The organism is Ruegeria sp. AD91A (assembly GCF_003443535.1).
Taxonomy (GTDB): domain Bacteria; phylum Pseudomonadota; class Alphaproteobacteria; order Rhodobacterales; family Rhodobacteraceae; genus Ruegeria.
The window spans coordinates 731,025-755,800 of the sequence record NZ_CP031946.1; the positions used below are offsets into that span (position 1 = coordinate 731,025).

General features: G+C 57.8%; 23 protein-coding genes and 1 pseudogene. 12 read left to right on the forward strand and 12 right to left on the reverse strand.

Annotated elements, in window-relative coordinates; translation table 11 throughout:
• Positions 1 to 296: 296 nt before the first annotated feature.
• On the reverse strand, positions 297 to 857 hold the full coding sequence (ilvN, locus tag D1823_RS03685; RefSeq protein WP_117868667.1) for an acetolactate synthase small subunit: 561 nt from the start codon (positions 855 to 857) through the stop codon (positions 297 to 299).
• Positions 858 to 926: 69 nt separating this feature from the next.
• Positions 927 to 2,678 (reverse strand): acetolactate synthase 3 large subunit, encoded by a 1,752-nt coding sequence (locus tag D1823_RS03690; protein ID WP_117868668.1) that lies wholly within the window; start codon positions 2,676 to 2,678, stop codon positions 927 to 929.
• Between the two features lie 422 nt (positions 2,679 to 3,100).
• On the opposite strand from D1823_RS03690, the gene D1823_RS03700 reads away from it, so the two are divergent.
• Complete coding sequence (locus D1823_RS03700) at positions 3,101 to 3,946, forward strand: hypothetical protein (protein ID WP_117868670.1); 846 nt, start codon at positions 3,101 to 3,103, stop codon at positions 3,944 to 3,946.
• 47 nt (positions 3,947 to 3,993) lie between these two features.
• The gene (locus D1823_RS03705) at positions 3,994 to 4,365 is read left to right on the forward strand and encodes a VOC family protein (protein ID WP_117868671.1); all 372 of its coding nucleotides are present in this window, start codon (positions 3,994 to 3,996) and stop codon (positions 4,363 to 4,365) included.
• Positions 4,366 to 4,460: 95 nt separating this feature from the next.
• Here D1823_RS03705 and D1823_RS03710 read toward each other — a convergent pair whose 3' ends face one another.
• Together D1823_RS03710 and D1823_RS03715 are read right to left on the reverse strand one after the other, a co-directional pair.
• Complete coding sequence (locus D1823_RS03710) at positions 4,461 to 5,108, reverse strand: response regulator transcription factor (RefSeq protein ID WP_117868672.1); 648 nt, start codon at positions 5,106 to 5,108, stop codon at positions 4,461 to 4,463.
• Positions 5,105 to 6,538 carry a cache domain-containing protein gene (locus D1823_RS03715; protein ID WP_117872697.1) on the reverse strand — a complete coding sequence of 478 codons (1,434 nt, stop codon included), beginning with the start codon at positions 6,536 to 6,538 and terminating at the stop codon, positions 5,105 to 5,107. The genes D1823_RS03710 and D1823_RS03715 overlap by 4 nt, the downstream gene beginning before the upstream one ends.
• Positions 6,539 to 6,783: 245 nt before the next feature.
• Here D1823_RS03715 and D1823_RS03720 point away from each other — a divergent pair, with 245 nt between their 5' ends.
• From D1823_RS03720 to D1823_RS03730, 3 genes are all read left to right on the forward strand, one after another.
• A complete protein-coding gene (locus D1823_RS03720; RefSeq protein WP_117868673.1) occupies positions 6,784 to 7,866 on the forward strand; it encodes a TRAP transporter substrate-binding protein in 1,083 nt (360 codons plus the stop codon).
• A gap of 120 nt (positions 7,867 to 7,986) precedes the next feature.
• Positions 7,987 to 8,913, forward strand: coding sequence for a TRAP transporter small permease subunit (locus D1823_RS03725; RefSeq protein ID WP_117868674.1), 927 nt, complete (start codon positions 7,987 to 7,989; stop codon positions 8,911 to 8,913).
• 17 nt (positions 8,914 to 8,930) lie between these two features.
• Positions 8,931 to 11,285: a TRAP transporter large permease subunit gene (locus D1823_RS03730; RefSeq protein WP_117868675.1), complete on the forward strand. Its 2,355-nt coding sequence runs from the start codon at positions 8,931 to 8,933 to the stop codon at positions 11,283 to 11,285.
• Between the two features lie 130 nt (positions 11,286 to 11,415).
• On the opposite strand, the gene D1823_RS03735 is transcribed toward D1823_RS03730, so the two are convergent.
• The 4 genes from D1823_RS03735 to D1823_RS03750 all read right to left on the reverse strand — a co-directional run bounded on the left by D1823_RS03735 (position 11,416) and on the right by D1823_RS03750 (position 13,632).
• Positions 11,416 to 11,805: a VOC family protein gene (locus D1823_RS03735; RefSeq protein ID WP_117868676.1), complete on the reverse strand. Its 390-nt coding sequence runs from the start codon at positions 11,803 to 11,805 to the stop codon at positions 11,416 to 11,418.
• A 7-nt stretch (positions 11,806 to 11,812) separates the two neighbouring features.
• Positions 11,813 to 12,637, reverse strand: a complete 825-nt coding sequence (locus D1823_RS03740; RefSeq protein WP_117868677.1) for an arginyltransferase — start codon at positions 12,635 to 12,637, stop codon at positions 11,813 to 11,815.
• 75 nt (positions 12,638 to 12,712) lie between these two features.
• On the reverse strand, positions 12,713 to 13,144 hold the full coding sequence (locus D1823_RS03745; protein ID WP_117868678.1) for an RDD family protein: 432 nt from the start codon (positions 13,142 to 13,144) through the stop codon (positions 12,713 to 12,715).
• A gap of 65 nt (positions 13,145 to 13,209) precedes the next feature.
• The gene (locus D1823_RS03750; protein WP_117868679.1) at positions 13,210 to 13,632 is read right to left on the reverse strand and encodes a DUF2852 domain-containing protein; all 423 of its coding nucleotides are present in this window, start codon (positions 13,630 to 13,632) and stop codon (positions 13,210 to 13,212) included.
• 142 nt (positions 13,633 to 13,774) lie between these two features.
• Between D1823_RS03750 and D1823_RS03755 the strand changes: the two genes are divergently transcribed.
• From D1823_RS03755 to D1823_RS03775, 5 genes are read left to right on the forward strand one after another with little or no spacing between them, the layout of a single operon-like run.
• Entirely contained in the window at positions 13,775 to 14,164 is a 390-nt protein-coding gene (locus tag D1823_RS03755) for a nuclear transport factor 2 family protein (protein ID WP_117868680.1), read from the forward strand.
• Between the two features lie 49 nt (positions 14,165 to 14,213).
• The gene (locus D1823_RS03760) at positions 14,214 to 17,009 is read left to right on the forward strand and encodes a glutamine-synthetase adenylyltransferase (RefSeq protein WP_117872699.1); all 2,796 of its coding nucleotides are present in this window, start codon (positions 14,214 to 14,216) and stop codon (positions 17,007 to 17,009) included.
• On the forward strand, positions 16,993 to 17,265 hold the full coding sequence (locus tag D1823_RS03765; RefSeq protein WP_117868681.1) for a hypothetical protein: 273 nt from the start codon (positions 16,993 to 16,995) through the stop codon (positions 17,263 to 17,265). The genes D1823_RS03760 and D1823_RS03765 overlap by 17 nt, the downstream gene beginning before the upstream one ends.
• A gap of 38 nt (positions 17,266 to 17,303) precedes the next feature.
• Positions 17,304 to 18,506, forward strand: coding sequence for an RSP_2647 family RNA methyltransferase (locus tag D1823_RS03770; RefSeq protein WP_117868682.1), 1,203 nt, complete (start codon positions 17,304 to 17,306; stop codon positions 18,504 to 18,506).
• On the forward strand, positions 18,503 to 19,045 hold the full coding sequence (locus tag D1823_RS03775) for an RSP_2648 family PIN domain-containing protein (protein WP_117868683.1): 543 nt from the start codon (positions 18,503 to 18,505) through the stop codon (positions 19,043 to 19,045). The genes D1823_RS03770 and D1823_RS03775 overlap by 4 nt, the downstream gene beginning before the upstream one ends.
• Before the next feature lie 70 nt (positions 19,046 to 19,115).
• Here D1823_RS03775 and D1823_RS03780 read toward each other — a convergent pair whose 3' ends face one another.
• Positions 19,116 to 19,802 (reverse strand): M48 family metallopeptidase, encoded by a 687-nt coding sequence (locus tag D1823_RS03780; protein WP_117868684.1) that lies wholly within the window; start codon positions 19,800 to 19,802, stop codon positions 19,116 to 19,118.
• A 181-nt stretch (positions 19,803 to 19,983) separates the two neighbouring features.
• Here D1823_RS03780 and D1823_RS03785 point away from each other — a divergent pair, with 181 nt between their 5' ends.
• Positions 19,984 to 21,468: an inorganic phosphate transporter gene (locus D1823_RS03785; protein ID WP_117868685.1), complete on the forward strand. Its 1,485-nt coding sequence runs from the start codon at positions 19,984 to 19,986 to the stop codon at positions 21,466 to 21,468.
• A gap of 44 nt (positions 21,469 to 21,512) precedes the next feature.
• Here D1823_RS03785 and D1823_RS22075 read toward each other — a convergent pair.
• Both D1823_RS22075 and D1823_RS03795 read right to left on the reverse strand, forming a co-directional pair.
• Positions 21,513 to 21,656, reverse strand: a pseudogene (locus D1823_RS22075) (VWA domain-containing protein); the annotation flags it as partial.
• Between the two features lie 38 nt (positions 21,657 to 21,694).
• The gene (locus D1823_RS03795; RefSeq protein WP_162896757.1) at positions 21,695 to 22,888 is read right to left on the reverse strand and encodes a hypothetical protein; all 1,194 of its coding nucleotides are present in this window, start codon (positions 22,886 to 22,888) and stop codon (positions 21,695 to 21,697) included.
• 52 nt (positions 22,889 to 22,940) lie between these two features.
• Between D1823_RS03795 and D1823_RS21825 the strand changes: the two genes are divergently transcribed.
• Positions 22,941 to 23,444, forward strand: coding sequence for a hypothetical protein (locus tag D1823_RS21825; RefSeq protein WP_162896758.1), 504 nt, complete (start codon positions 22,941 to 22,943; stop codon positions 23,442 to 23,444).
• A 145-nt stretch (positions 23,445 to 23,589) separates the two neighbouring features.
• Here D1823_RS21825 and D1823_RS03800 read toward each other — a convergent pair whose 3' ends face one another.
• Complete coding sequence (locus tag D1823_RS03800) at positions 23,590 to 24,774, reverse strand: VWA domain-containing protein (RefSeq protein ID WP_117868687.1); 1,185 nt, start codon at positions 24,772 to 24,774, stop codon at positions 23,590 to 23,592.
• Positions 24,775 to 24,776: the final 2 nt, after the last annotated feature.

The following is a 24,776-nucleotide window of genomic DNA, read 5'->3' on the forward strand; positions in this document are numbered from 1 at the left end:
TCAGTTTTCGGAAGAAACCATCATCGCACAGAAGCCAAAGCCCGGTGCGCATCGAAAAATCGTACAGAATGACCCCAAGCAACGTATCCCCACGTCGCGTTGCGGCAACAAGGCTAACGGCCCTATGCGTAAAGGCAATAGGCTTTATCTGGAAATGCCTGATCTTTATCTGAAAAAGCTGGCCTTATGGCAATTTTGGCGCATAGAGTGCGTTTGGGTTGAGTCCCTAGAGCTGCTTCAGCCTAAAAAGTGTTCCCGCCTTGGATGCCACAATGACCCCAAGGCGGGATGGGTCTTTAGTCGCCACGCAACAGGGCAGCAACGCCGGTGCGGGCGATTTCCATCAACCCCAGCGGGCGCATCAGATCGGCAAATGCGTCGATCTTGTCCGGCGCGCCGGTGATCTCGAAAATGAAAGAATTCAGAGTACTGTCGACTACATTGGCGCGGAAGATATCGGCCAGTCGCAGTGCTTCGACCCGCTTGTCACCTTCGCCGACGACCTTGATGATCGCCAATTCACGTTCGACTGATGCGCCCTCGACCGTCAGATCATGCACGTCACGCACCGAAACAATCCTGCCAAGCTGCGCCTTGATCTGTTCGATGACCTGCGGGGTGCCGGTGGTGACGATGGTGATGCGACTCAGGTGGCCGGTGTGATCAACCTCGGCCACCGTCAGGCTTTCAATGTTGTACCCACGTCCCGAGAACAGGCCGATGACACGGGCCAGCACACCCGGTTCGTTTTCTACCAGAACCGCGATGGTATGGCGTTCCTGAACGTCCGAGAAGGTGGGCCTTAGGTTATAGGCAGAATGGCGGGTAGAGCCTTTTTTGATATGTAGGGCAGACATTTATGTCCCTTTCATCATCCATGAGATGTCGGGCGCAACGCGGCGCCCAACCAAATCCGTCGAATTTTGTTAAACCAGCACCGAACCTTTGGAGTCGATCACGCCCTGCGTCTCGGCCTCGCCCAACAGCATCTCGTTGTGCGCCTTGCCCGACGGGATCATGGGGAAGCAGTTCTCGTGCTTTTCGACCAGACAATCAAAGATCACCGGACCGTCGTAATTGATCATCTCCATGATCGCATCGTCCAGATCGGCGGGATCCTTGCAGATGATCCCCTTGGCCCCGAAGGCCTCGGCCAGTTTCACGAAATCGGGCAGGGCCTCGGACCATGAATGTGAATACCGCTCGCCATGCAGCAGCTCCTGCCACTGACGGACCATGCCGAGGCGTTCGTTGTTCAGGATGAACTGTTTCACCGGCAGGCGGTACTGAACGGCGGTGCCCATTTCCTGCATGTTCATCAACCATGATGCTTCACCGGCGACGTTGATCACCAGCGCGTCCGGGTGTGCCATCTGAACGCCGATCGAGGCGGGGAAGCCGTAGCCCATGGTGCCCAGACCACCGGATGTCATCCAGCGGTTGGGGTCTTCGAACCCGAGATACTGTGCCGCCCACATCTGATGCTGACCCACCTCGGTGGTGATGTAGCGATCATGCTTTTTCGTCAGTTCTTCAAGACGTTCCAGTGCGTATTGCGGCTTGATCGACTTCTCGCTGTTGGTGAACGCCAGGCAGTTGATCTTGCGCCATTCCGCAATCTGGTTTTGCCACTGCTTGACATTCGCAGCGTCCGTCTTGCGCCCGCGCGACTTCCAGATCTTCAGAATATCCTCGAGCACATGCGCCACATCGCCGACGATCGGGATGTCCACGCGAATGACCTTGTTGATCGAGGACGGATCAATGTCGATATGTGCTTTCTTCGAGTTCGGCGAGAACGCATCGATACGCCCGGTGATCCGGTCATCGAACCGCGCACCGATGTTGATCATCAGATCGCAATCATGCATCGCCATATTGGCCTCGTAGAGACCATGCATCCCCAGCATCCCCAGCCAGTTTTCGCCTGAAGCAGGGTAGGCGCCAAGGCCCATCAGGGTTGACGTGATCGGAAAGCCTGTTGCGTCCACCAGTTCACGCAGCAACTGGCTGGCCGCGGGACCGGAATTGATAACGCCGCCACCGGTATAGAAAACAGGTTTCTTGGCGGTTTCTATTGCCGCAACCAGTTCTGTGATCTCTTCCAGATCACCTTTCATCGTCGGTTGGTAATGCGAGGTTGAAGGTTTCGGGCTGGCATACTCACCAGAAGCGAACTGCACGTCTTTCGGGATATCGATCAGCACCGGACCAGGACGTCCCGAGGTGGCCACGTGGAAAGCTTCGTGCAGGGTTTCAGCAAGAGAGTCCGTATCCTTCACCAGCCAGTTATGCTTGGTGCAGGGGCGGGTGATGCCAACGGTGTCGGCCTCCTGAAACGCATCCGATCCGATCATGAAGGTCGGGACCTGTCCGGTCAGAACCACAATCGGGATCGAATCCAGCAACGCATCGGTCAGGCCGGTGACTGCATTGGTGGCACCGGGGCCGGACGTTACAAGCGCGACGCCCGGTTTTCCGGTCGATCGGGCATAGCCTTCGGCGGCGTGGATCGCACCTTGTTCGTGACGCACCAGTATGTGGCGAATGTCGTTTTGCAGAAAGATCTCATCATAAATGGGTAGCACGGCGCCACCGGGGTATCCGAATACCGTGTCCACGCCCTGATCCTTGAGGGCCTGAACCACCATCTTTGCGCCGGTCATCTCACGTGTCATCTGCTTTGCTCCGTTCGCGACATGTGTCTTGCGTTCGACAAAAAAAAGCCCCCGAGATTTTCGGAGGCGCATGGGTTCGATTATGGTTTACCGTTACCGGCCCATGCGCGTGGTTCCTACGATTACGACTAGCGTTCTCATCGCCAGAGGCTCCTTTTTGCTTGGAGGGGACATTATGTTCGGGGGGAAGGGGCGTCAACAGGCAATTGCACCAATTTTCTATCTCAGAGGCGGTATTTTGCGACATTTTATTGCGCAGATTGCCGCATGTCGGGAATTTCCGGGAATTGAGCCTGCGGTTTCACGGTTTCAAGCGCGGATGTGACGGTCTGAAAGCGTCAGGCCGATGTCCGAAACTGGCATGATCGACGCGTTTTTCTGCGCCACGCTGACCGTGCAGGGGTAGAAATCGGAGGCGAAAAATGTTGCAGAACCTGGTTGATCTCGGACGCTATCCGATCGATCGTCCGGATTCTCCGGCTTATGATCGACTGATCGAAGATCTGAGACGCGAATTGGAACAGGATGGATGTGCTGTTCTGCCGGGTTTCGTGCACGAGACAGGGGTCGAGCTTCTGGTGCAAGAAGCCGATGAGGTCGCGCCCAAGGCGCACCGGTCTTTCAATAGAACAAACGCCTATTTCACGAAGGACGATCCTAGGCTTGGCATCGCTCACCCGATCCGCCGGTTCTATGATCGTTCGAACGCCTTTGTTCCGGCGGACAATCTTTCAAAATCCGGACCGCTGCGTCGTATTTACGAGTTCGACGGTTTTCTTCCCTTTGTCCGGGATGCCCTGAATGAACCCGAGGACCGCTTCTTTCGCTATGATGATCCGTTGGCGGACGTGATCATCAATGTCGTGGAAGAAGGGCAGGGCTTTCCCTGGCATTTTGATACCAACAACTACACTGTGACGCTGGCCATCCAGAACGGAGAGGTGGGCGGTGCGTTTGAATACGCGCCCAACCTGCGCTCGGCAGAGGATGAAAACTTTGAACTCGTGGCCTCGGTTCTTGATGGGAACATGGCACGTGTTCGTCGGCTGGAGTTACAGCCGGGGGATTTGCAGATTTTCAAGGGAAGGTATTCGCTGCACCGGGTCGCTCCTGTCAGAGGCAAGCGCCGCCGTTATGTCGGCATCTTTTCCTTTGTCGAGGCTGAAGGCATGTGCGGTGGCGTCGAGCGGACTCAGCAGTTGTATGGCCGCGTTTTGCCGCATCATTACAAGCGTGCGGGGCTGCGAAAAGATCAATTGCTGGATTGAAAGTTCAGCCTTGGTAGAATGCATCTGTTTCTTGCCCGGAGAGTCAGATGCCTCAGATTTTACAACTAACACCATTTGTGTTGTGCTCGTCCCTGCAGGACCAGATCGACTTTTATTGCAAACGCCTTGGGTTCACATGTGGGTTCACGCAAGACAATTATGCCTTTTTGAAACGTGGTCCTGTTGCGATCCGCCTTTTGGAGTGCCCACCCCGGGATGACGGCAAGCCACTGGGCGATGATCAGTCATTCTACATTGATGTTGAAGACATCGACGGGTTGTATGACAGCATGCGTGAAGGGTTGGCTGACTTACCCGACGGTCGTGTAAGGCCACCCTTCAACCAGCCGTACAAGCAGCGTGAATTCCACGTTCTGGACGAAGACGGGACACTGGTTTTTTTTGGTGAGGGTATCTAACCCGGCGCGTAGTGCTCCCGCCCATCGTCAACACGCCTGCGGCGCGTATCCTCTGGTTGGGCCGGTCAGCGCTGCACGCTGCGGCCCCGCGAAATTCAGAAACCGACGCCAGTACCTTGCAGTACGCCGTGTTCCAACGCGTAGCGTGTAAGCCCGGCGGTTGAGGAGATGCCGAGTTTTCGCTTGATATTCTTGCGGTGCGTTTCGACCGTTCGCACGGAAATATCCAGCGTTTGTGCAACTTCCTTGTTGGATTTGCCCTGCGCCAGTTCCAGCAGAATGGTCTGTTCACGTCCGGTCAGCGCTTCGCGAACGTTGTCGCCTTTGGGCTTCAGTGATCCGCTGGCGCCTGTGCACAGATACTGTTCACCCCGCATCACCGCATCAATGGCCTGCTTGATCTCTTCAGTGGGTACATCCTTGAGCACGTAACCTTTGGCACCGTGGCTGAGCGCGGTCGAGATATATTCCGGGCTGTCATGCATCGAAAGGATCAGGACACGCGTTGCCGGCAGCCGTTCCAGAATGATTTCCGTGGCGCTGAGACCGCCGAGGCCGGGCATGTTCAAATCCATCAGGATCACATCCGGGGCAAGATCAACAGCCTGATCCACTGCCGCCTGTCCGCTGCCGAGCGTACCGACCACTTCGATCTCGTCATAGCTTTCGAGGATGGACTGTATGCCCTCGGCCACCATGGGATGGTCGTCGACGATAAGAACTCGGATGCTTTCGGCGCTCATGTGCCGGCCTTTCGGTTCGGAGTTGCGTCTTCCTGCGGTGGCAGAAGGTGGCTCAGCGGCAGGCTGACTTCAATGACAGTGCCGCCACGCGGTCCGCGTGATGACAGAATGCGCAGGGACCCGTCAAGCTGTTCGATGCGCTCTTGCATGTTGCGCAACCCGATCCCGGTGCTGGGGGTGCCCGGATCGGTCCGCAACCCCCGGCCATTGTCGGTGATCCGCATGGTCGCACCTTTCTTGTGCCCGCGCAGGTCTATCGTAACATGTGTGGCGCCCGAGTGGCGCTCGATATTGGTCAGCGCTTCCTGGGCAATACGATACAGTGCAATCTTGCTGTCCTGATCCAGCCGGTTGCGGAATACCACGGTCGAGAATTCGGTCTCGATCCCGGTTCGGTCCCGGAAATCGTCGGTCAGGGCTTTCAGCGCAGGCCCGAGGCCCAGATCGTCCAGCACGCCGGGGCGCAGGTCGCGACTGATGCGGCGGACCTCGGTGATGGCGGTGCCAAGATGGTCAATCCCTTTGTCCAGTGGATCGCGTGCGCCCGCGTCATCGCCACGGGACAGGCGCCGCCGCGCGTTGTCCAGCGCGTAACGAACACCGACCAGAATCTGGCTGATGCCATCATGCAATTCACGGGCAACCCGGCCTCGTTCTTCTTCCTGGGCATCAAAGACTCGCTGGGTCAGTTCCTTCAACTTGGCGTCCGCAAGTCTCCGCTCGCGGATGTTCAGCAACATGCCAGATGCAAAGACAATGAGCACTGCCGCCACGACGATCGCGCCGATATACATGAAGGTGCGTTGAACGCGGGCCTCGACCTCGGCCCTTGCATTGGCCACCGTTGCGACGATGTCGTCGATAAAAACCCCGGTGCCCACAACCCAGCGCCAGTCCTGAAGCCCGACGACATACGCGATCATCTGTGCCTCTTCCCCGGTCGAAGGCTTCTGCCACATGAAGCTGTGCCAACCTGCCCCCTGGCGGGCGAGACGGATGAACTCATCGACGATGGGGGTACCATCGCTGTCAGTCAGCCCTTCCCAGTTTCGGTTGATGAATTGCGTCTGGCGAGGGCTGACCAGATTGTTGCCGTCATAGTCGTAGACAAAGAAGAACCCATCCTGACCGTAGATCATTGCCGAAAGGATTTGGGACACGAGGTTTTTTGCGACCTCGTCATCTGGCTCGGCCCGGCCATAGATGTACGCGAACCCGTTGCGTGCCTGTGTCACGTAGTTGCGCAACTCTTCCTTCTTGGCTTCGATCAGACTGCGTTCCAGCGCCTTGATCTCACGCTCGGCGGTCGCGCGCGCCTCGTATGCCACAAGCACAGCGATTGCCGCCACGGCCACCACCAGCGGGATTGCCGCCACCAGTGACAATTTCTGCGCATAGGTCAGCGAGACCAGATGTCGGAGTCTTTGCATGGACGAATCGATACGCAAGCAGCGGCGAAAATGCAAAAAGATTGGGCTTTGCCTGGCAAATACAACGATAATCATTGTAATTGCCGGGCTTCACCGCCCGATTTCTGGTCGAAAAAAGCAAAGAAATCGATTCTCTACGCAGTAGTAGGTATTCCCTTTCACTTCGGCCACATTAGGCTGACGCGCACTGAATGCGACAGGTCCGGTTTTGCCGGACCGTGACTATGAAGGGGAGGAACACTCATATGGATCGTCGTTCATTTCTTAAAAAATCCGCGCTGGGCGGCTCGGCGGCTGCAGCGACCGCACTGGCGGCACCGGCTTATGCGCAGGGTCAGCGCACTCTGACCATGGTGACCTCATGGGGTCGTGGTCTGGCGGGTGTGTTTGACAGTGCGCAGCGTTGTGCCGACAGCATCAATGCCATGTCGGATGGCAGCCTGAATGTTGAAATCAAGGCAGCAGGCGAACTGGTTGGCGCGTTCGAAGTATTCGACGCGGTGTCGTCAGGTCAGGCCGACATGTATCACGCGGCCGACTATTACTTTGTAGGTCAGCACCCGGGCTATGCGTTCTTCACGGCCGTGCCTTTCGGTATGACGGCACAGGAACTGGTGAACTGGTACTATCATGACGGCGGTATGGAGCTGCATGACGAGCTGGGCGAAATCTTTGGCCTGAAGTCCTTCCTGGCCGGTAACACCGGTGCGCAGGCGGGTGGCTGGTACTCGAAAGAGATCAACAGCCCCGAAGACTTCAACGGTCTGAAGTTCCGTATGCCGGGTCTGGGCGGCAAGGCGCTGGGTAAACTGGGCGCGTCCGTACAGAACATTCCGGGGTCGGAAGTGTATCAGGCGCTGTCGTCCGGCGCGATCGACGGTACCGAGTGGATCGGTCCATGGGCAGACGAAAAGGCCGGTTTCCAGGAAATCACCAAGACCTACTACACTGCGGGCTTCCACGAGCCGGGCGCAGGTCTGTCGCTGGCAACCAACCGCGACGTGTTCAATGAACTGACCCCGGCGCAGCAGAAGATCATCGAGATCGCTGCCGCCGAAGCGCACCAGTGGAACCTGGCGCAGTTCCTCGCCAACAATGGCGCAGCACTGCAGCGTCTGCAGGCCGGTGGCGTCAAGGTTCTGGAATTCCCGGACAGTGTCTGGGACGCGTTTGGTCAGGCAAGCCAGGAAGTTCTGGACGAGAACATGGGCGATGAGCTGTTCAAGAAGATCCATGACAGCGCCATGACGTCCATGGCTGCTTCGTCTGCCTGGAACAACCTGTCGTCGGGTGTCTACACAGCTCAGCGTGACCGTGTTCGCGGCTAAGCCTTTCTGATCCAAGGACAACCGGTTCCCCCGCGCGGCGGGGGAACCTTTCCCGTTGCGCTTGAAGATTTGGGCAAGCAACAATAATCCATGCGCAACTGAAGACGACCTGGGGACAACATGCAGGACGAAAACGGTATCTCGTTCTTCGGCGCCCTGTGGAATGGACTGGTCTGGTTCATTCAGAACATTGCCGAAGCTTTCTATAATTTCGGATACGCCATCACGCATCCGCAGCTCTGGCTGGACTGGTCCGACAAGGCGTCGATCATGCGCTTTGTCTATTACGGCGGTTCGGTCGAGTTCTTCTTTGTGGTGTTGACGTTCTTTCTGGTTCTGACGGCCATCGGGCTGTACTACCGGAATTTCATGTGGGCCATCGTGCGAGGCCTTGAGGGGTTCGCCAACACCACAGGACGCTTCTTTGCCTGGGCGGGCCTTCTGATGGTGGTCCAGCAGATCGTGATCGTTTTCATGCAGCGGGTCTTTACCAGACCCGATATGTCTTTTGGTTTGGGTATTCCGTTCCAGATGGACATCAGCTGGTTCGCGGAAGAACTGAAGCTTTATAACGCGATGGTCGTCTGCCTATGCTGTACCTACACATTCGTGCAGGGTGGGCATGTACGCGTTGACCTTATCTATGCCGGCATCAGCCACCGGGCCAAACGGGTGGTGGATATGTGCGGTGCGGTTTTGTTCATGATGCCGATGGCGGTGCTGACCTGGATGTATGGCTGGTTCTTCCTGTGGCGGCACCTGATCGTGCCAAACCCATCAGCCAGTGACACGCTGGATCGTCTGGTGGCCAAGTCCCGCGCGTTGCGCTGGAACGTGGAAACCATCGGGTTCAGCCCAAACGGATTCAACGCCTACTTCCTGTTCAAGATCTTGCTGGTGGCCTTTGCGGCCATGGTGTTCCTTCACGCGATCGCTTTCCTGTACCGTTCGTATCTGGAATACGTGGAAGGGCCGGACAGCGTTGGAAAATACCTCGACAAGGACAGCCTTGGTGAGGGTGAAGAAGCCTACGAAGGCGCACATTAGGGACGGAGACCCAGACTATGTTATTCGGACTTGATGGCGTCGAGATAGGCCTCATTATTGTATTCTTCTGCCTCTTTGGGGGCATCCTTTCCGGGTTCCCGGTGGCCTTTGCAATCGGCGGTGCCGGAGTGATTTCCTTTGGGATCATCGCGGCGCTCGACAGTGCTGGGCTGTTGATCCACCAGGCAATCGACACAGGCTCGCAAGCCTATCGGGATATTGTAAGTTCCGGGGTAAAACCTGATGTCATTTCGGTATTCCGATACCCGGACTTACCAAGGATAGCCGAGCCGGTCTTTGTCTCTGGCTGGGAAACTGCGCTGGACCGCAACGTTTCTTTCATCGTGAACCGCATGAACGAGCGCGTACTGGCAGGGCAGTCCATTGAGACCTTGTTGGCCGTGTTGATGTTCGTTCTGATGGGCATCACGCTAGAACGCTCGAAGATTGCCAACGATCTGCTGACGACGATGGCGCGCGTCTTTGGACCGCTTCCGGGTGGTCTGGCTGTGTCGATCGTGGTTGTGGGGGCGTTTCTTGCGGCTTCAACCGGTATCGTTGGTGCGACCGTTGTGACCATGGGCCTGTTGGCGCTGCCAACCATGTTGCGGAACAATTATTCGCCAGAACTCGCAACTGGCGTGATCGCGGCTTCGGGTACGCTGGGACAGATCATTCCACCGTCGATCGTGATCGTTCTGCTGGGTACACTGGCGGGCGATCTGTACTCGACAGCGCAGGAGACGCGGGCTGTTGAGGCAGGGTGTACCGACGCGCTGACCTATTTGGGGGAGCCTGCGGTTGTGTCGGTCGGGACGTTGTTCCAGGCGGCGCTTTTGCCGGGGATCCTATTGGCGCTGCTCTATGCTCTTTATGCGTTTGGATATGCGCTCCTGAATCCGGACAAGGCGCCTGCCGTTGCAATGTCGGGTGGGTCTGGAGAGCCAATCACCCGGTCTGAGGGTCTGACCTGGCTGCTGGGCGCACCGGTTGCGTTGATTGTCGGAGCCGTTCTGCTGGGAAATGTCGGTGTTATCGGCAGCCAGAACATCTCTGTCTCGGCCTTCTCGGATATCGGGCAGGGGGCGTCCTTGCGCACCAACGTGTCGGAAGAATGCAAGGTAGCAATGATCGATTTGCACGGTCAGTCCGCATGGGATCAGGCCGTGGCCGAGCAGGAAGCCATTGACGCGGCAGGTGGTGCAGCGGAATCGCAGCGCTTGACCGAGGAAGAACTGGCAGCAGCCCAGCAGGAAAGGATCGCAGAAGCAGCACCGATTGGAACAGGTGTGGCCGTTGTCGTCCTACTGTTGGGTCTGACCCTGGTTCTGGGCCGTGGGATCGCACCGTCGCGCGCGCCGCAGCCGTTGATCCTGGGTGCGATCGGGCTGCTTCTGATGGTGCTGGTCGATATACTGCTGATCTCGCCCATTACATCTTCGGGTGCGACGTTCCTGCTGCTCGCCTTGCCATTTGCGCTGACCATGTATGGCTGCAAGGAAGCTGCGGCGCGCTGTGCCACCAATGATCTGATCCGCGTGGTCTTCCCGCCGCTGGTTCTGATCATTGCCGTGCTGGGTTCGATCCTGGGTGGCGTGACCAACCCGACACCGGCGGCTGCGCTGGGTGCGGGTGGCGCGATTATGCTGGCGGCTTATCGCAAGCTGCAGGATCAGGGCAGGTCAGGCAAAGTGATCATCTGGTCGACTTTTGCCGTGATGATCGCGTTGCTGATGGGGGTCAACTTCGATCTGCGCATCAATCAGGGTAATGTGACGGTTGAAACCTGGATCGCGTTCATCATTGCCTATGCGTCATACCTGTATGCCCTGTTCGGGCTGCTGTTCGGGTGCTGGGTGCTGTATTCCAGTGGCGTTTTGACACCGGTGGTACGCGAGACGGCCAAAGTGACCTCGATGGTGTTTACCATCCTGATCGGATCGCAATTGCTGAACCTCGTGGTGATTTCATTCGGAGGGGAACACTATATCCAGCAATTCCTGAAGAGTTTTGACAATGAGTTCACGGTCTTCCTGATCGTGATGCTGGTGCTGTTCATTTTGGGCTTCGTGCTGGACTTCCTCGAGATCATCTACATCGTGATCCCAATCGTGGGCCCGGTGATCTATGGCGGGTCATTCGATCCGAAATGGGTGACGATCATGGTGGCGGTGAACCTGCAAACGTCATTCCTGACGCCACCGTTCGGGTTCGCTTTGTTCTACTTGCGAGGCGTGGCGCCAAAAGAGGTGACGACGGGACATATCTATCGCGGCATCATACCGTTTGTCCTGATCCAGGTCGTCGGAATCGCGATTCTGTGGTTCTTCCCGACAATTGTCACAATCGTGCCTGATCTGATCCCGAACTGATCAGACTAAATCAAATGCAAAGGGGGCTTGAGAGCCCCCTTTTCTTTTTTGGCATCAGGGAAGGGGCCAGCCCCTTCTGGCCTGCGGCCAATTCATTCCCGATGTATGTGTTGCCAGATGAAGAGGCGGATCAGGCGAATTGGATCAGGTCCCAACGGTTGCCAAAGGGATCGCGCCAGACGACGACACTGCCGTAGGGCTCAATGCGGGGGGCTTCTTCGAATTGGACCCCGTTGGCACGCATTTGTGTGTAGTCGCGTTGGAAATCTTCGGTTTGCAGGAAGAAACCCACGCGGCCTCCTGTCTGGTTGCCGATGGCGGCGCGCTGTTCGGGTCCGTCGGCTTTGGCCAGAAGAAGGGCACTGCCGTCTGAGCCCGGTGGCGTGATCAAGACCCAGCGTTTTCCGTCTCCCAGATCGATGTCTTTCAAAAGCTGGAAACCAAGTCGCTCCGTATAAAACGCGATTGCGTCATCGTAATCCGGCACCACGAGTGTGACGGCATGCAGGTTCTGTTTCATGGGATGGTCAACCCTTGGTCGGGTGGCGGTCCGGAAGCTGAATATTGGCCACTTGCTCGGCAATCGGAGCGGTGGAAAGGGGATGCCGGGATGAACCGCAGAAGGCGTTCGGATCTTTGATCTTTTGCCATTCGCCCTGAATATAAGCCTCCAGCCCAGAGAATTTTGCCTTGTAGCCCATCTTGGGGCTGCCGGGGACCCAGTAGCCCAGGTAGATATAGGGCAGGCCAGCTTCGCACGCGATGTCAATGTGATCCAGGATCATATAGGTACCCAGAGAATTCTGAGGCTGGTTCGGATCGTAGAAGGAATAAACCATGCTCAGCCCATCATCGAGCACATCGGTCAGGCTGACAGCGATCAGGTCTCCGGTCTCCGGATCTGCATATTCCACCACGCGGCTTCGGATCGGAGTTTCTTCGATCATCGCCGCAAATTCGAACACGTCCATATCAGCCATGCCGCCATCGGCGTGCCGGGTGTCAAGATAGCGGCGGAACAGTTCGTATTGCTCGTCCGTTGCCCAGGGCGACGTCGCGCGACGTTCTAGGTATCCGTTGCGTTTTATCGCGCGTTTCTGGCTCTTTGTTGCGCGGAACGCCGAAACGTCGATCCGGGCTGACAGACAGGCCGCACAATCGGTGCAAGAGGGGCGATAGAGTACATTCTGTGACCGGCGAAATCCCTGCTGCGACAGGGAATTGTTCAACTGTTCCGCGCCTTCGCCCTGTAGTGCGGTGAACAGCTTACGCTCCATCCTGCCGTCGAGATAAGGGCAGGGTTGCGGGGCCGTGACATAGAATTGTGGCGCAATTGGCAGCGTGTGTCGCATGAAGTTCCCAGGTAGCCTCGGGTGGGATGATAGCAACCGTTCCCGAGGCCGCCAAGTGTTTCACGCAACCGGGCCTCAGGCCCGTCGATTGATCATGACCGTGCCCAGAAAACTGTCGGTCAGTCCCTGGCCGCGGGCGCTGGTCAGCATCATGATCACCGAGATGATCTGAATCACTGCGACCGCCATGCTGACGAAATAACCGGCAGTGTGGGCGATGGCCTTGCCCATATCCATCCGCTCTCCGAATGCGTCGCGCAATTCGATTCCCATGAACCGCATGCCCAGTGTGGCCGAGCCGTTGGTTATGGTGACAACGCGATAGACAAAGCTGATCACGGCATAGATCGCCGCCAGAAAAAACAGACCGAGGCCTGCGCTCAATAGAATCGCCACCGTGCAGAGCAGCGAGATGAAGGCGACATCAAACAACCACGCGACAAAGCGTTTGCTCGTCACCGAGCGGTAGAAATCGGGTTGGGTATCCGGGTCAGGCAGGTGGTTCATTCGTCAGGTCCGAAAAAGTGGGTCAGGGTACCCTGTCCCGGAATGCCGGGACAGGGCAAGGTCAATCAGGCAGGCGTGGCTTTACCGTCGTCTTCATGGTTCTCGCGGGCGCGTTCGTCCATGAACTCGTCGAATTCGGCCTTGTCCTTGGCATCGCGCAGGCGGCGCAGGAACGCCTCGAAGTCCTGTTGTTCGCGTTCAAGGCGAGCCAGAGTATCTGACTTGTAGGCGTCAAACGCGCTGTTGCCGGACGGCTTCATCGCGCTCATGTGGCTGTGCCAGGATTTGCGGCGACTGCAGGATTTGCTGAACATGCGTTTGCTCCAGATCATGTAAGCCAGAAGGGCCAGGCCAACTGGCCAGAAGAAGATGAAACCAAGGACCATGGCGGCGATCCACGCCCCCTTGCCTTTGTCATCCAGCCAGGCCTCAATTCGATAAAGCCATCCCGGATTCGCGGGGACGGCGGGGTCGGACAGTGCGGTCATTTGAGCTCTCCAGGGTTGATGTAAATTCTTTTCACATTGTCTAGATGGGGTCGTTGATGGGGGTTGCAAGGGGGTAATGTGAAAAAGATTTACATTCTGCAATTCGGTTGACGATGGACATCTTCAGTCGCAGGTTGCGGGAATGGAAATGACAGAACACAGGACGGCACCTGCGCTTAATGAAATACTCGACCTGGAAAAGCAGGTCTGGATGGCGCTGGTGGACGGCAATGCAAGCGCGGATCGGGCTTTGCTGAGTGCAGATTTTCTTGGTGTGTATCCCACGGGATTTGCCAATCGTGACGACCACGTTGGGCAATTCGCGGATGCGCCGACAATGGCCGCGTTTGATCTGAGCGACGCGAGATTGCGCGTTCTGACACGGGATATCGTATTGCTGTCGTATCGTGCCGATTATCTGCGCCCGGGTGCGACAACGCGCGAAGCGATGCTGATTTCGTCGTTGTGGGAACGCAGAAACGACGTTTGGGTCAACAGTTTCAGTCAGGACACGCCGGTTCAGAAAACCTGATCAGAATGCCCCATTGACGATTACGCGCTGCGATGCGCAGTTTGCGCGTATGACTGACGCTCTTGACATTTTACGACTTCCGCATGCTTTCGATCCATCCCTCGGGGATGAAGCGCGGGCCTTGATGCCAGATTTGCCGGCTGAGATGGGGGAATTGGTGGCGGGCACCGCCGGTTCGAGCCCCTATCTGAAAAGCTTGATCGAACAAGAGAAGGGCTGGCTGCCCGAGGCTCTGATGCACCCGGATCAGGCGCTGGATAACGTGATGACCGCCGCGCGCGATCTGCTGCCGGACCAGTTGAAGCCCGGATTGCGGCAGGCCAAGCGGCGTATGGCCCTGCTTACGGCGTTGGCCGATATTGCAGGTGCGTGGCCACTAGAGAAGGTTACTGCGGCCCTGACCGATTTCGGCGCTCTAGCCGCCGATGTTGCCGCCAAGGCCGAGATCGCAACGCTGATCCGGCGCAAGAAGCTGCCGGGTATGACCGAGGAAGATGTCGAAACCGCAGCCGGGTTGGTCATCCTGGCGATGGGAAAGATGGGCGCGCATGAGCTGAACTACAGCTCGGACATCGATCTGATCGTTTTGTTTGACGAGACGCGCTTTGATCCGGATGACTTTTACGAGGCCCGGCAGGGCATGGTTCGGGCCACGCGCAACTTCTGTGCGACGTTGAGTGATAAGACGGCGGACGGCTATGTTTTCCGCACGGATCTGAGGCTGCGCCCCGATCCCGCCGTGACACCGGTTTGCATGGCGATGGAGGCCGCCGAACGGTATTATGAAAGCCTGGGCCGAACCTGGGAGCGCGCCGCTTATATCAAGGCACGGCCCTGTGCCGGTGATCTGTCCGCAGGGCAGCGTTTCCTTGACGGCCTGCGACCCTTTGTCTGGCGCCGCCATCTGGATTTTGCCGCCATTCAGGACGCCCATGACATGCGTCTGCGCATCCGCGAAAACAAAGGCACCGGAGGGTCCTTGTCGATCCCCGGGCACGACATGAAACTGGGACAGGGCGGTATCCGCGAGATTGAGTTCTTTACACAAACCCGTCAGTTGATTGCGGGCGGCCGGGATGCTGACCTGCGGGTGCGTGGTACCGTTCCCGGTCTGGCGGCGCTGGCCTCCAAAGGGTGGGTGCCGCAGGATGTTGCCAATAAGCTGACCGATCATTACCGCGCGCACCGCGAAGTCGAACACCGCATCCAGATGATTCATGACGCGCAGACCCACAAGGTGCCGAGTTCGTCTGATGGGATCGAGCGGGTTGCTTGTCTGATGGGGATCAGCAGTGCCGAGTTGACGCAAGACCTGACAAATCGCCTGACCGAAGTGCATGAGTTGACCGAAGGATTCTTTGCCCCAGGACCGGGTGCGGCACCGGTCCAAGTGCAGGATGTGGAATTCGATAAAAGCGTTTTGGCCCGCTGGACGACATACCCGGCCCTGAGGTCCCAGCGCGGCGCGCGGATTTTTGAACGTCTGCGGCCCGAGCTGCTGTCGCGTCTTGCTAAAACCGCAAAGCCCGATGAAGCATTGATGGCTTTGGACGGGTTTCTGGCAGGCCTGCCAGCCGGGGTGCAGCTGTTTTCGCTGTTTGAGGCGAATCCGCAACTGATCGAGCTGTTAACCGATATCGTTGGCACGTCGCATGCTCTGGCCTCGCATCTGTCGCGCAACGCGTCTGTTTTTGACGCGGTGATCGGGGGCAGTTTCTTTGCGGATTGGCCGGGACAAGAGGCGTTGCAAGCGGAATTGACGCAGGCTCTGTCGGAAGAAACAGACTATGAAACCCAGCTTGATCTTGCACGGCGCTGGTGCAAGGAATGGCATTTCCGGGTTGGTGTGCATCACCTGCGCGGCCTGATCGACGGGGCGCAGGCGGGTCAGCAATATGCCGAACTGGCACAATCGGTCATCGCGGCCATCCTGCCGCATGTCACCGAGAATTTCGCCCGCAAACACGGCCCTGCACCGGGGCGCGGCGCTGCCGTGCTTGGGATGGGGTCGCTGGGGGCAGGCCGGATCAACTCGCAATCCGATCTGGACATGATCGTGATCTACGATCCCTTGGATCAGGACATGTCTGAGGGTCCGCGCCCTCTGGCCACGCGCACCTACTACGCGCGGTTCACGCAGGCCCTGATCACAGCGCTGTCCGCGCCGATGTCGCAGGGACGCTTGTATGAGGTCGATATGCGGCTGCGCCCTTCGGGCAATCAGGGGCCGGTTGCGACCAGTTGGGCCAGCTTTGTCAATTATCAGCAGAACGAAGCCTGGGTGTGGGAGCATCTGGCCCTGACCCGCGCGCATGTTGTTGCCGGGGATGCCGGGCTGGCCGAGGAAATCGAAGCCTTCCGCACCGAGTTTCTGTCGCACCCGCGAGAGCGGGGCAAAGTGCTGCGCGACGTGGCCGAAATGCGGTCGCGCCTAGCCGCGGCCAAGGCGCCCGCTGGCATATGGGACGCCAAGAACGGCCCCGGCCGATTGATGGATATCGAGTTGATGGCCGAAACCGGCGCCTTGCTGGCTGGGTCCGCACAGCGTGATGTGTCCTCTGGTCTGGATGGCGCCGTCGCAGCCGGGTTGCTGGATGTCGCACAGGCGCAATCTCTGAAAGCTTGCTATGACTTATGCTGGTCCGTGCAATGCGCGGCGCGGCTGCTTTCGGGCAAGGCTATCGAAGCCGACAAGATCGGCGAAGGCGGAACTGCTTTTTTGTGCCGTGCCACCGGGTTCGAACAGGTCGAGGCGCTACAGGCGGCTTTGCTGGAAAGTTATACGACCGCAGCCGATCTGATCGGGGGTGTGATCAAGGGGGACGAAGATGGCGCGCAGCACTGATCCCAACGACCATAAGGGTCTGATCCGCGAAGCCTATCGAATCGAGGGCATAACCCTGCCGGAATGCCGCAGCATCTTTCTGGATTGGGCACTCAGTCTTCCTGCGGATCGCGACCAGAACACAGCGCTGGCAGAACTGCAAGCGGGCTATGCCGAGCAGAACCCCGATCATCCGATGACGCAGGTTCTTACCGAAGGCCTTCAGACGGCTCAGGCACCGAAACGCCGCGGCGGGTGGCGATCCCGTAACCGCTAGGGCTTTCCCACCGGCGCGTTCAGGACTATGAGGGCGCCATGACCCAATCTGCCGACCGCCCCCGTATCCGCCTGAAACCCAAAGCCAATGCGCGCGGTCTGCGCCATGGCTTCCCGTGGGTCTACGCCAATGACATTGTCACCGACCGCCGCACCCGCAAGATTCCAGCGGGCGCCTTGGCCGTACTCGAAGACGACAAACGCGCGCCCATCGCGCTGGTGGCAGTCAACCCCGAGTCTAAGATCATGTGCCGGGTGCTGGATCGTGACATTGAAGCGCAGCTTGACGCGGCGTGGTTCGAGAGCCGTTTGCGGCATGCCGTTGATCTGCGCGAGCGCCTGTTTGCTGCCCCATATTACCGCTTGATCCATGCAGAAGCGGATGGCTTGCCCGGCGTTATCATCGACCGCTTTGGCGAGGCCTGTGTCATTCAGCCGAACGCGGCCTGGGCCGAGGCGCACCTGGACCTGCTGACAGAAGCTCTGGTCAAAGTCACAGGCGTGACTACGGTGCTGAAGAACGCCTCTGGCCGCACGCGTGGGCTGGAGGGGCTGGACGACGTCAATCAAACTTTGCGCGGAACGGCGCCTGATGCGCCCCTGCCGGTGCCGATGAATGGCGCCACCTACATGGCGGATCTGACAGGCGGTCAGAAAACCGGGCTGTTTTATGACCAGCGCCCCAACCACGCCTTTGCCGCGCGCCTGGTTCATCCCGATGCGCAGGTATTGGACGTGTTCAGCCATGTGGGCGGCTTCGGTCTGGCGATGCTTGCAGGCGGTGCGGGGCAGGCATTGTCCGTTGATGGCTCAGCCGCCGCGCTCGACCTGGCGAAAAAAGGGGCCAAAGCGTCGAACCTTGCTGATAAGTTACAGACCCGACAAGGCGACGCGTTCGACGTGCTGGCCCAGTTGGGCGAAGAAGGTGCGCAATTTGACGTGGTGGTCTGCGATCCACCCGCCTTTGCGCCTTCCAAGCAGGCGCTGGATGCGGGTCTGCGCGCGTATGAACGTATCGCAAGACTGGCGGCACCTCTGGTCAAACCCGGTGGTTACCTGGGCCTGTGTTCGTGTTCGCACGCCGCTGATCTAGGCCGTTTTCGTGATGCGTCCTCCCGTGGGATTGGCCGCGCCGGGCGCCAAGCCCAACTGATCCACACCGGCTTTGCAGGCCCCGATCACCCGCAATTGCCGCAACTGGCGGAAAGCGGCTATCTCAAAGCGGTGTTCTATCGCCTATGAAAGCCGTGCTCGACACCTGCGTCATCTATCCCACCGTGATGCGCGAGATGCTCTTGGGCGCTGCCCGCCTGGGTCATTTCACTCCGATCTGGTCCGCGCGCATCCTCGAAGAATGGGCCCGCGCCGCGCGCAAGCTTGGCCCAACGGGCGAGGTGCAAGCCCGGGCCGAAATCGCGCTGACACAAGCCGGCTGGCCCAAGGCCGAGCGGACTGCGAATGAAGGCCTGCACGACCGTCTTTGGCTGCCGGATGCCGCCGATATCCACGTGCTGGCGACGGCGATTGCCGCGTCCGCCGATATGATCGTCACGGTGAACGCCAAGGATTTTCCCAAAGACATATTGGCGGAAGAAGGCCTGGTCCGCAGAGATCCCGACAGCCTGCTGCATGGTTTCTGGCAAGCTGATCCAAAGGGTATGAACACGCTCGCGGCTCAGGTCCTTGCCGAGGCCAGCCGCCTCTCAGGTGATCAATGGACCCTGCGGGCACTGATGAAAAAAGCCCGGCTGCCACGTCTGGGCAAAGCCCTGAGTGCCTGAGCGGGACTCAGCTTCATCTGGCTGAAAATATCCCGGAGAGCGCGAGAGGCTGGCCTCTCGCTGCGCGGCCTCAGCCACGCGCCCAACGCTGCTCAAGTTTCTCAAGCGCTGCAATTCGTTCGCCTGTTTTCGGATGGCTCATTAACCAGGCCGGCACAACACCCGCCCGTTGCTGCGTCAGGTCTTCCAGCTTGTGAAAAAGTGACTTCTGAGGTCCGATCCCGATGCCGGCCTTGGTCAGCAAAGCCGCGGCATATTCATCCGCCTCATACTCATCCCCTCGCGACAGGCGCGAGGCCAAAAGGGCAGTCAGCGCATTGGCGATCATCGCACCGATGAATGGGATGAAACGGTTCAACACCAGTATCAAAGCGGTCCGCATTGCGTTCTGGCCCGAGAAATCAATCATTCGCCGCCGCGCATGACCCAGGGCGACGTGACCCAGCTCATGTGCGATCACGCTGGCCATCTCCTCGGCAGAAACTTCTCCGTTGCGGAATTTTCGGTAAAACCCGCGCGTGATGAAAATTCGACCATCCGGAGCAGCCAGCCCATTCACCGGATCGATCTCATAGATGTAAACCGGCACCCGATCGATGCCCAAAGCTGCCGCCAGCCGGTCCGTCATTCGTTTCAGCGCCGGATCGGCCAGTTCGGTCGACTTTGCGTCCAACTCACGATGCGTGCGCCAGACGGAAATCCGGTACATCACGATGGCGTAGCCAATTGCAAGAAGGATCGGGGTCAATCGGAGCATGTTAAAGATATGGTCCGAACATTGGCATTGCGCAAGTCACACCTGCGGGATGTTTGTCGCGACCCGCATGTTCGGGCGACGAAATCGGCGCAACTTTCGCTAAGTTGTGATTTCCTGATATGAACTATTGATTAATGCATCGATCCCACTTAACCCACGGGGCGCTATCGATGGGGGACCCATGACCGACAAGAACCATGAAGCGCGTCACCTGGAAACGCTCGACCGGGACCTGCGTCGCTTTTCACGCCTAGAATTGGCGACCGCTCAGGCTGGGCGACCCTTTGTGGGATCAGGTATCGCCATTGCATTCATTGTCATCGCGGGTCTCTTGGCTGCTTTCCTGTTCGGTCAGGGCAGCAACACGCTTGTCGTCGTGATCGCGGCGATGTTCGGGGCCTATATGGCGCTGAATATCGGCGCCAACGACGTCGCCAACAATATGGGACCTGCCGTGGGGGCGAATGCGCTTACCATGGGCGGAGCCATCGTGATTGCCGTTATTTTTGAAAGTGCCGGAGCGCTCATCGCCGGGGGCGATGTCGTATCGACCATTGCCAAAGGGATCATCGCGCCGGAAAGCATGGGAACGGCGGATGTATTCATATGGGCGATGATGGCGGCGCTGCTTTCCTCTGCGCTTTGGGTCAATCTGGCGACTTGGATTGGCGCGCCGGTTTCCACCACGCATTCGGTCGTGGGCGGTGTCATGGGGGCAGGGATTGCCGCTGCCGGGTTCGGGGCCGTAAGCTGGGGCACCATGAGCAAAATCGCAGCCAGTTGGGTAATCTCGCCAGTTCTGGGGGGCCTGGTCGCAGCTGGCTTCTTGTGGTTCATCAAGGCCAGGATCATCTATCAGGAAGACAAGATCGCCGCGGCCCGCAAGTGGGTGCCGATGCTGGTTGGGATCATGGCGGGCGCGTTTGCATCTTACCTGGCACTCAAGGGCCTCAAGAAAATCATCAAAATTGATCTCGCGTCGGCGTTGCTGATCGGTGCGGTCTGTGGCGGGCTGATCTGGGCCGTGATGATCCCGATTATCCGCCGCCAGTCTGAGGGACTTGAGAACCGCAACAAATCGCTGAAAATTCTGTTTGGAATTCCACTGATCGTTTCAGCCGCGTTGCTGAGCTTTGCGCATGGCGCAAATGACGTTGCCAACGCGGTGGGGCCGTTGGCCGCGATTGTGCAGGCTTCTGCCTCTGGCGATTTTACTCAGGCGGTCAGCATCCCGTTTTGGGTTATGATCATTGGTGCATTCGGCATTTCGTTCGGCCTGTTCCTGTTCGGCCCGAAACTGATCCGGATGGTTGGCAGCCAGATCACCAAGCTCAACCCGATGCGGGCCTATTGCGTCGCGCTTTCGGCTGCAATCACGGTGATCGTCGCAAGCTGGCTGGGTCTGCCTGTCAGCTCGACACATATCGCGGTTGGTGCAGTGTTCGGGGTCGGATTCTTTCGTGAATGGGATGCAGAGCGAAGGCTGAAACGGGCCAGCCTGACTGTTCCCGAGCGCCCCCGTCTCGCACCGGAGGAGCGCCGTCGCCGTAAACTGGTTCGCCGGTCCCATTTCCTGACCATCATTGCTGCGTGGGTTATCACGGTTCCCGCCGCAGCGATGCTGGCGGCGGTACTGTTTCTTGGGATTCAGGCAATTTCCGGATAAATTCAGGGGCAGACCTCAACAGGTCAGCTCCTTCATACCCTGTTCCAGACCAGCCCGGCCTCTGCATTCCAATGCTCATTTGCGCCGCCGGGGTAGGCGGTCTTATAGCAGCTTATCGAGATGTCGCCGACGAAGATGCACATGTAGTCCGGGCCGCAGGTTCGCAGGGCTTCATGTGTCGGGTTTTGTTGGCCACTTCAAAAAGCACCAGAAACCGCTGATGCTGCTACTGTTTTCCGGGCGCAGGAAGCTCCAGATTTTCATGTAGGTCAGCCAAAGTTTCAGCCGTAAGTGTGGACCCTTTGGACGCATCAAAAAACGCGTGCTCAGCTTCTTTTTGCGCCACCAGGCTGTCCGTTCTCAAATCTCTGACATCGGCACGGAGTTCGCCTTGTGCCTCCTCAAAGGTCTGTGCGTCTTGCAGTTCGCTTTCCAATGCATCGAGTTTGTCATTGTAGCTTGGGTCTCCGGGATCAAGCGCAGCAATATCATCGGCGATCTGGTCACTGCTCCGGCCGTCATAGCTTTCGTTCAGATCCCGTAAGCCCCTCCGTGCATCGTGTAACTGATCACGCAGGTCGTAATACTCCGCTGCGGCAGCCTGATAAGTGGCGATCTTTCCGACATTGCTATTTGCGGCAGCGTTCAGGAAGGCCGGGGTGGCCGCTTTCGACGCGTTCAGATTGCGCAGCTTGCTCGAACCATTGGGATCGGTGATCGCGGCTGCCAGCGGGTCCTTGTATCGGTGCTTCTTGCCGTCATGGTGCAACGCGTCGTAGCGAAGGCGGAAATTGGTATCCTTGGAGCGGTATTGAAGAGTCTCTGAATACTGGTGATAGGTCGGATCGTAAGGCACTGGTTGTACAGTCACTTCGTCTTTCGGGTGGCTCTTTGGTTGCGGAAGCCCAAGATTGTCATGATAATCGCCCAACGCGTCCTTTGTCAGAGAGCGCCCCTTAGAGGCGTCAAAGAAAGCGTCTTCTGCTTCTTCCAGGGCATCCTTTGTCTGGTGCCCAAGATCTTTCAGATCGGCGCGCAAACCGTCGCGGGTTTCTTCATATGTTTCAGCGTCCCGTAGTTCGGATTCCAATGCTTCACGTTTGCTGTCGTATTCCGGATCCGACGGATCAAGCGCTGCAATGTCATCGGCAATCTGTTCACTGCTTCGCCCGTCGTACCTTTCGTTCAGATCCCGCAAGTCGCGTCGTGTATCATAGAGCTGTCCGCGCAGGTCGTAATACTCCGCTGCAGCGGCCTGATAAGCGGCGATCTTTCCTACATTGCTGTTGGCCGCAGCGTTCCGAAATGCCGGGGAGGCCGCTTTCGACGCGTTCAGATTGCGCAGTTTATCCGAGCCATTAGGATCGGTGATCGCGGCTGCCAGCGGGTCACGGTGGCGGTGTTTCTTGCGGCCATCCAAACCAGGAGTGCCGTCATGCCGGGCTACCGGGCGTAACGAGCGTTCGATCGGTTTGACCGAAACAGTCTTGTATGTACGAGTTTTCTTTGCAGGTTTATTGCTGGACTTCTTCGCTGGCTGTTTCCCGAAAAGCTGTTGGACATCCTTCTTGAACTCTCGTCCAAATTCACCAACCGAGACACGCCGGACTTTTTGGTTTCCGCCGGTGCCTGTATTAGACTTTTTTGCTTTTGCAGCGTGTTGCTTTTTGGATCCGGCGCTTTTCTGCGAAGCTGACGCTTTGCCCTTGGAGTTGTTTTTTCCACCACCGTTGGCCTGGGAGCCCTTTGAGGAATTCCCTTTTCCATTGGATCCATTGGATCCATTGCTCTTGCCATTGTCGGCTTTTCCGGAATTCCCTTTGCCATTTCCATTGTCGTTCTTTGCGAAAGCTGCATCCGGCGCGAGCGCAAAAGTCGCTGCTGCTGCGACTGCAACACTCAGTGATGTGGCGGTTGCCACAGACGCAAGAAGATTTCGCAAATTGTGGCTGGCCATCTCTCCCCCCCAGCTTTAACGCGCTTGCACCTTATCACGAGATGGGAATTCGACGAGTCTTATGAAGCCTTTTGTGTGCTATTTGTAAACATTGTGTGGGGGGTATTTGAGGTGTTTGTTTTTGTTTTGGACACAACCGGGCGCAGCTTGAAGTCTTAACTTGGCTACCGAGTCAGTTCCCTCATGCCCTGTTCCAGACCGGCCAGAGTCATTGGCACCATGCGATCTTCAAAGATTTCACGGATCATGCCGATTGAATGGGTGTATTCCCAGTACTTCTCGGGCACAGGGTTGATCCACAGGTTCGATGCCCATTGATCCCGCGCGCGTTGCAGCCAGACCTGACCTGCCTCTGCGTTCCAATGCTCGTTTGCGCCGCCGGGATAGGCGATCTCATAGGGGCTCATCGAGGCGTCGCCGACGAAGATGCACTTATAGTCACTGCCATAGGTGCGAAAAACCTCGTGGGTCGGGGTCTGCTGATCCCACCGGCGGCGGTTGTCGCGCCAGACACCTTCATAGAGGCAATTGTGGAAGTAGTAGTATTCGAGATGCTTGAACTCGGTTCGCGCGGCTGAGAACAATTCCTCGACCACCTTGATATGCGGGTCCATTGATCCGCCGACATCCAGAAACAGCAGTACCTTGACTGCGTTGTGGCGTTCGGGGCGGGTTTTGACATCCAGATAGCCATGTTCGGCGGTGGCGCGTATGGTGCCATCCAGATCCAGTTCCTCGGCAGCGCCTTCGCGCGCCCAGCGGCGCAGGCGTTTCAAAGCAACTTTGATGTTGCGCGTGCCCAGTTCAACCGTGTCGTCCAGATTCCTGAATTCCCGTTTGTCCCAGACTTTGACCGCGCGCTGGTGGCGGCTTTCCTTCTGACCGATGCGGACCCCTTCGGGGTTGTATCCATAGGCCCCGAACGGAGAAGTTCCGGCTGTGCCGATCCACTTGTTTCCGCCCTGATGACGGCCTTGTTGTTCCTTGAGGCGTTCGCGCAGTGTTTCCATCAGCTTGTCGAACCCGCCAAGCGCTTCGATCTCGGCTTTTTCTTCATCCGTCAGGTGTTTTTCGGCTAGTTTGGCCAACCAATCACCGGGGATATCGACGGCCTCCAGAACTTGATCGAAACTGATTTCGTTCAGCCCTTCGAAACTGGCGGCAAAGGCGCGGTCGAACTTGTCGATGTTGCGTTCGTCCTTCACCATCGAAACGCGGGCGAGATAGTAGAACGCCTCGACATCATAGGTGGCAAGACCCTTTTTCATGCCTTCCAGAAAAGTCAGATACTCCCGAAGCGATACCGGGATGCCAGCTTTGCGAAGGTTTTCGAAAAAGGGCAGGAACATCG

Bases quoted from the DNA above. Each gene is read 5' to 3' on its own strand.
- D1823_RS03785 (WP_117868685.1), top strand. From the start codon at position 19,984: ATGACCGACAAGAACCATGAAGCGCGTCACCTGGAAACGCTCGACCGG.
- D1823_RS03770 (WP_117868682.1), top strand. From the start codon at position 17,304: ATGACCCAATCTGCCGACCGCCCCCGTATCCGCCTGAAACCCAAAGCC.
- D1823_RS03735 (WP_117868676.1), bottom strand. From the start codon at position 11,805: ATGAAACAGAACCTGCATGCCGTCACACTCGTGGTGCCGGATTACGAT.
- ilvN (WP_117868667.1), bottom strand. From the start codon at position 857: ATGTCTGCCCTACATATCAAAAAAGGCTCTACCCGCCATTCTGCCTAT.
- D1823_RS03730 (WP_117868675.1), top strand. From the start codon at position 8,931: ATGTTATTCGGACTTGATGGCGTCGAGATAGGCCTCATTATTGTATTC.
- D1823_RS03745 (WP_117868678.1), bottom strand. From the start codon at position 13,144: ATGAACCACCTGCCTGACCCGGATACCCAACCCGATTTCTACCGCTCG.
- D1823_RS03765 (WP_117868681.1), top strand. From the start codon at position 16,993: ATGGCGCGCAGCACTGATCCCAACGACCATAAGGGTCTGATCCGCGAA.
- D1823_RS03760 (WP_117872699.1), top strand. From the start codon at position 14,214: ATGACTGACGCTCTTGACATTTTACGACTTCCGCATGCTTTCGATCCA.
- D1823_RS03800 (WP_117868687.1), bottom strand. From the start codon at position 24,774: ATGTTCCTGCCCTTTTTCGAAAACCTTCGCAAAGCTGGCATCCCGGTA.
- D1823_RS03780 (WP_117868684.1), bottom strand. From the start codon at position 19,802: ATGCTCCGATTGACCCCGATCCTTCTTGCAATTGGCTACGCCATCGTG.
- D1823_RS03740 (WP_117868677.1), bottom strand. From the start codon at position 12,637: ATGCGACACACGCTGCCAATTGCGCCACAATTCTATGTCACGGCCCCG.
- D1823_RS03705 (WP_117868671.1), top strand. From the start codon at position 3,994: ATGCCTCAGATTTTACAACTAACACCATTTGTGTTGTGCTCGTCCCTG.
- D1823_RS03700 (WP_117868670.1), top strand. From the start codon at position 3,101: ATGTTGCAGAACCTGGTTGATCTCGGACGCTATCCGATCGATCGTCCG.
- D1823_RS03755 (WP_117868680.1), top strand. From the start codon at position 13,775: ATGGAAATGACAGAACACAGGACGGCACCTGCGCTTAATGAAATACTC.
- D1823_RS03775 (WP_117868683.1), top strand. From the start codon at position 18,503: ATGAAAGCCGTGCTCGACACCTGCGTCATCTATCCCACCGTGATGCGC.
- D1823_RS03710 (WP_117868672.1), bottom strand. From the start codon at position 5,108: ATGAGCGCCGAAAGCATCCGAGTTCTTATCGTCGACGACCATCCCATG.
- D1823_RS03690 (WP_117868668.1), bottom strand. From the start codon at position 2,678: ATGACACGTGAGATGACCGGCGCAAAGATGGTGGTTCAGGCCCTCAAG.
- D1823_RS03715 (WP_117872697.1), bottom strand. From the start codon at position 6,538: ATGCAAAGACTCCGACATCTGGTCTCGCTGACCTATGCGCAGAAATTG.
- D1823_RS03720 (WP_117868673.1), top strand. From the start codon at position 6,784: ATGGATCGTCGTTCATTTCTTAAAAAATCCGCGCTGGGCGGCTCGGCG.
- D1823_RS03725 (WP_117868674.1), top strand. From the start codon at position 7,987: ATGCAGGACGAAAACGGTATCTCGTTCTTCGGCGCCCTGTGGAATGGA.
- D1823_RS03750 (WP_117868679.1), bottom strand. From the start codon at position 13,632: ATGACCGCACTGTCCGACCCCGCCGTCCCCGCGAATCCGGGATGGCTT.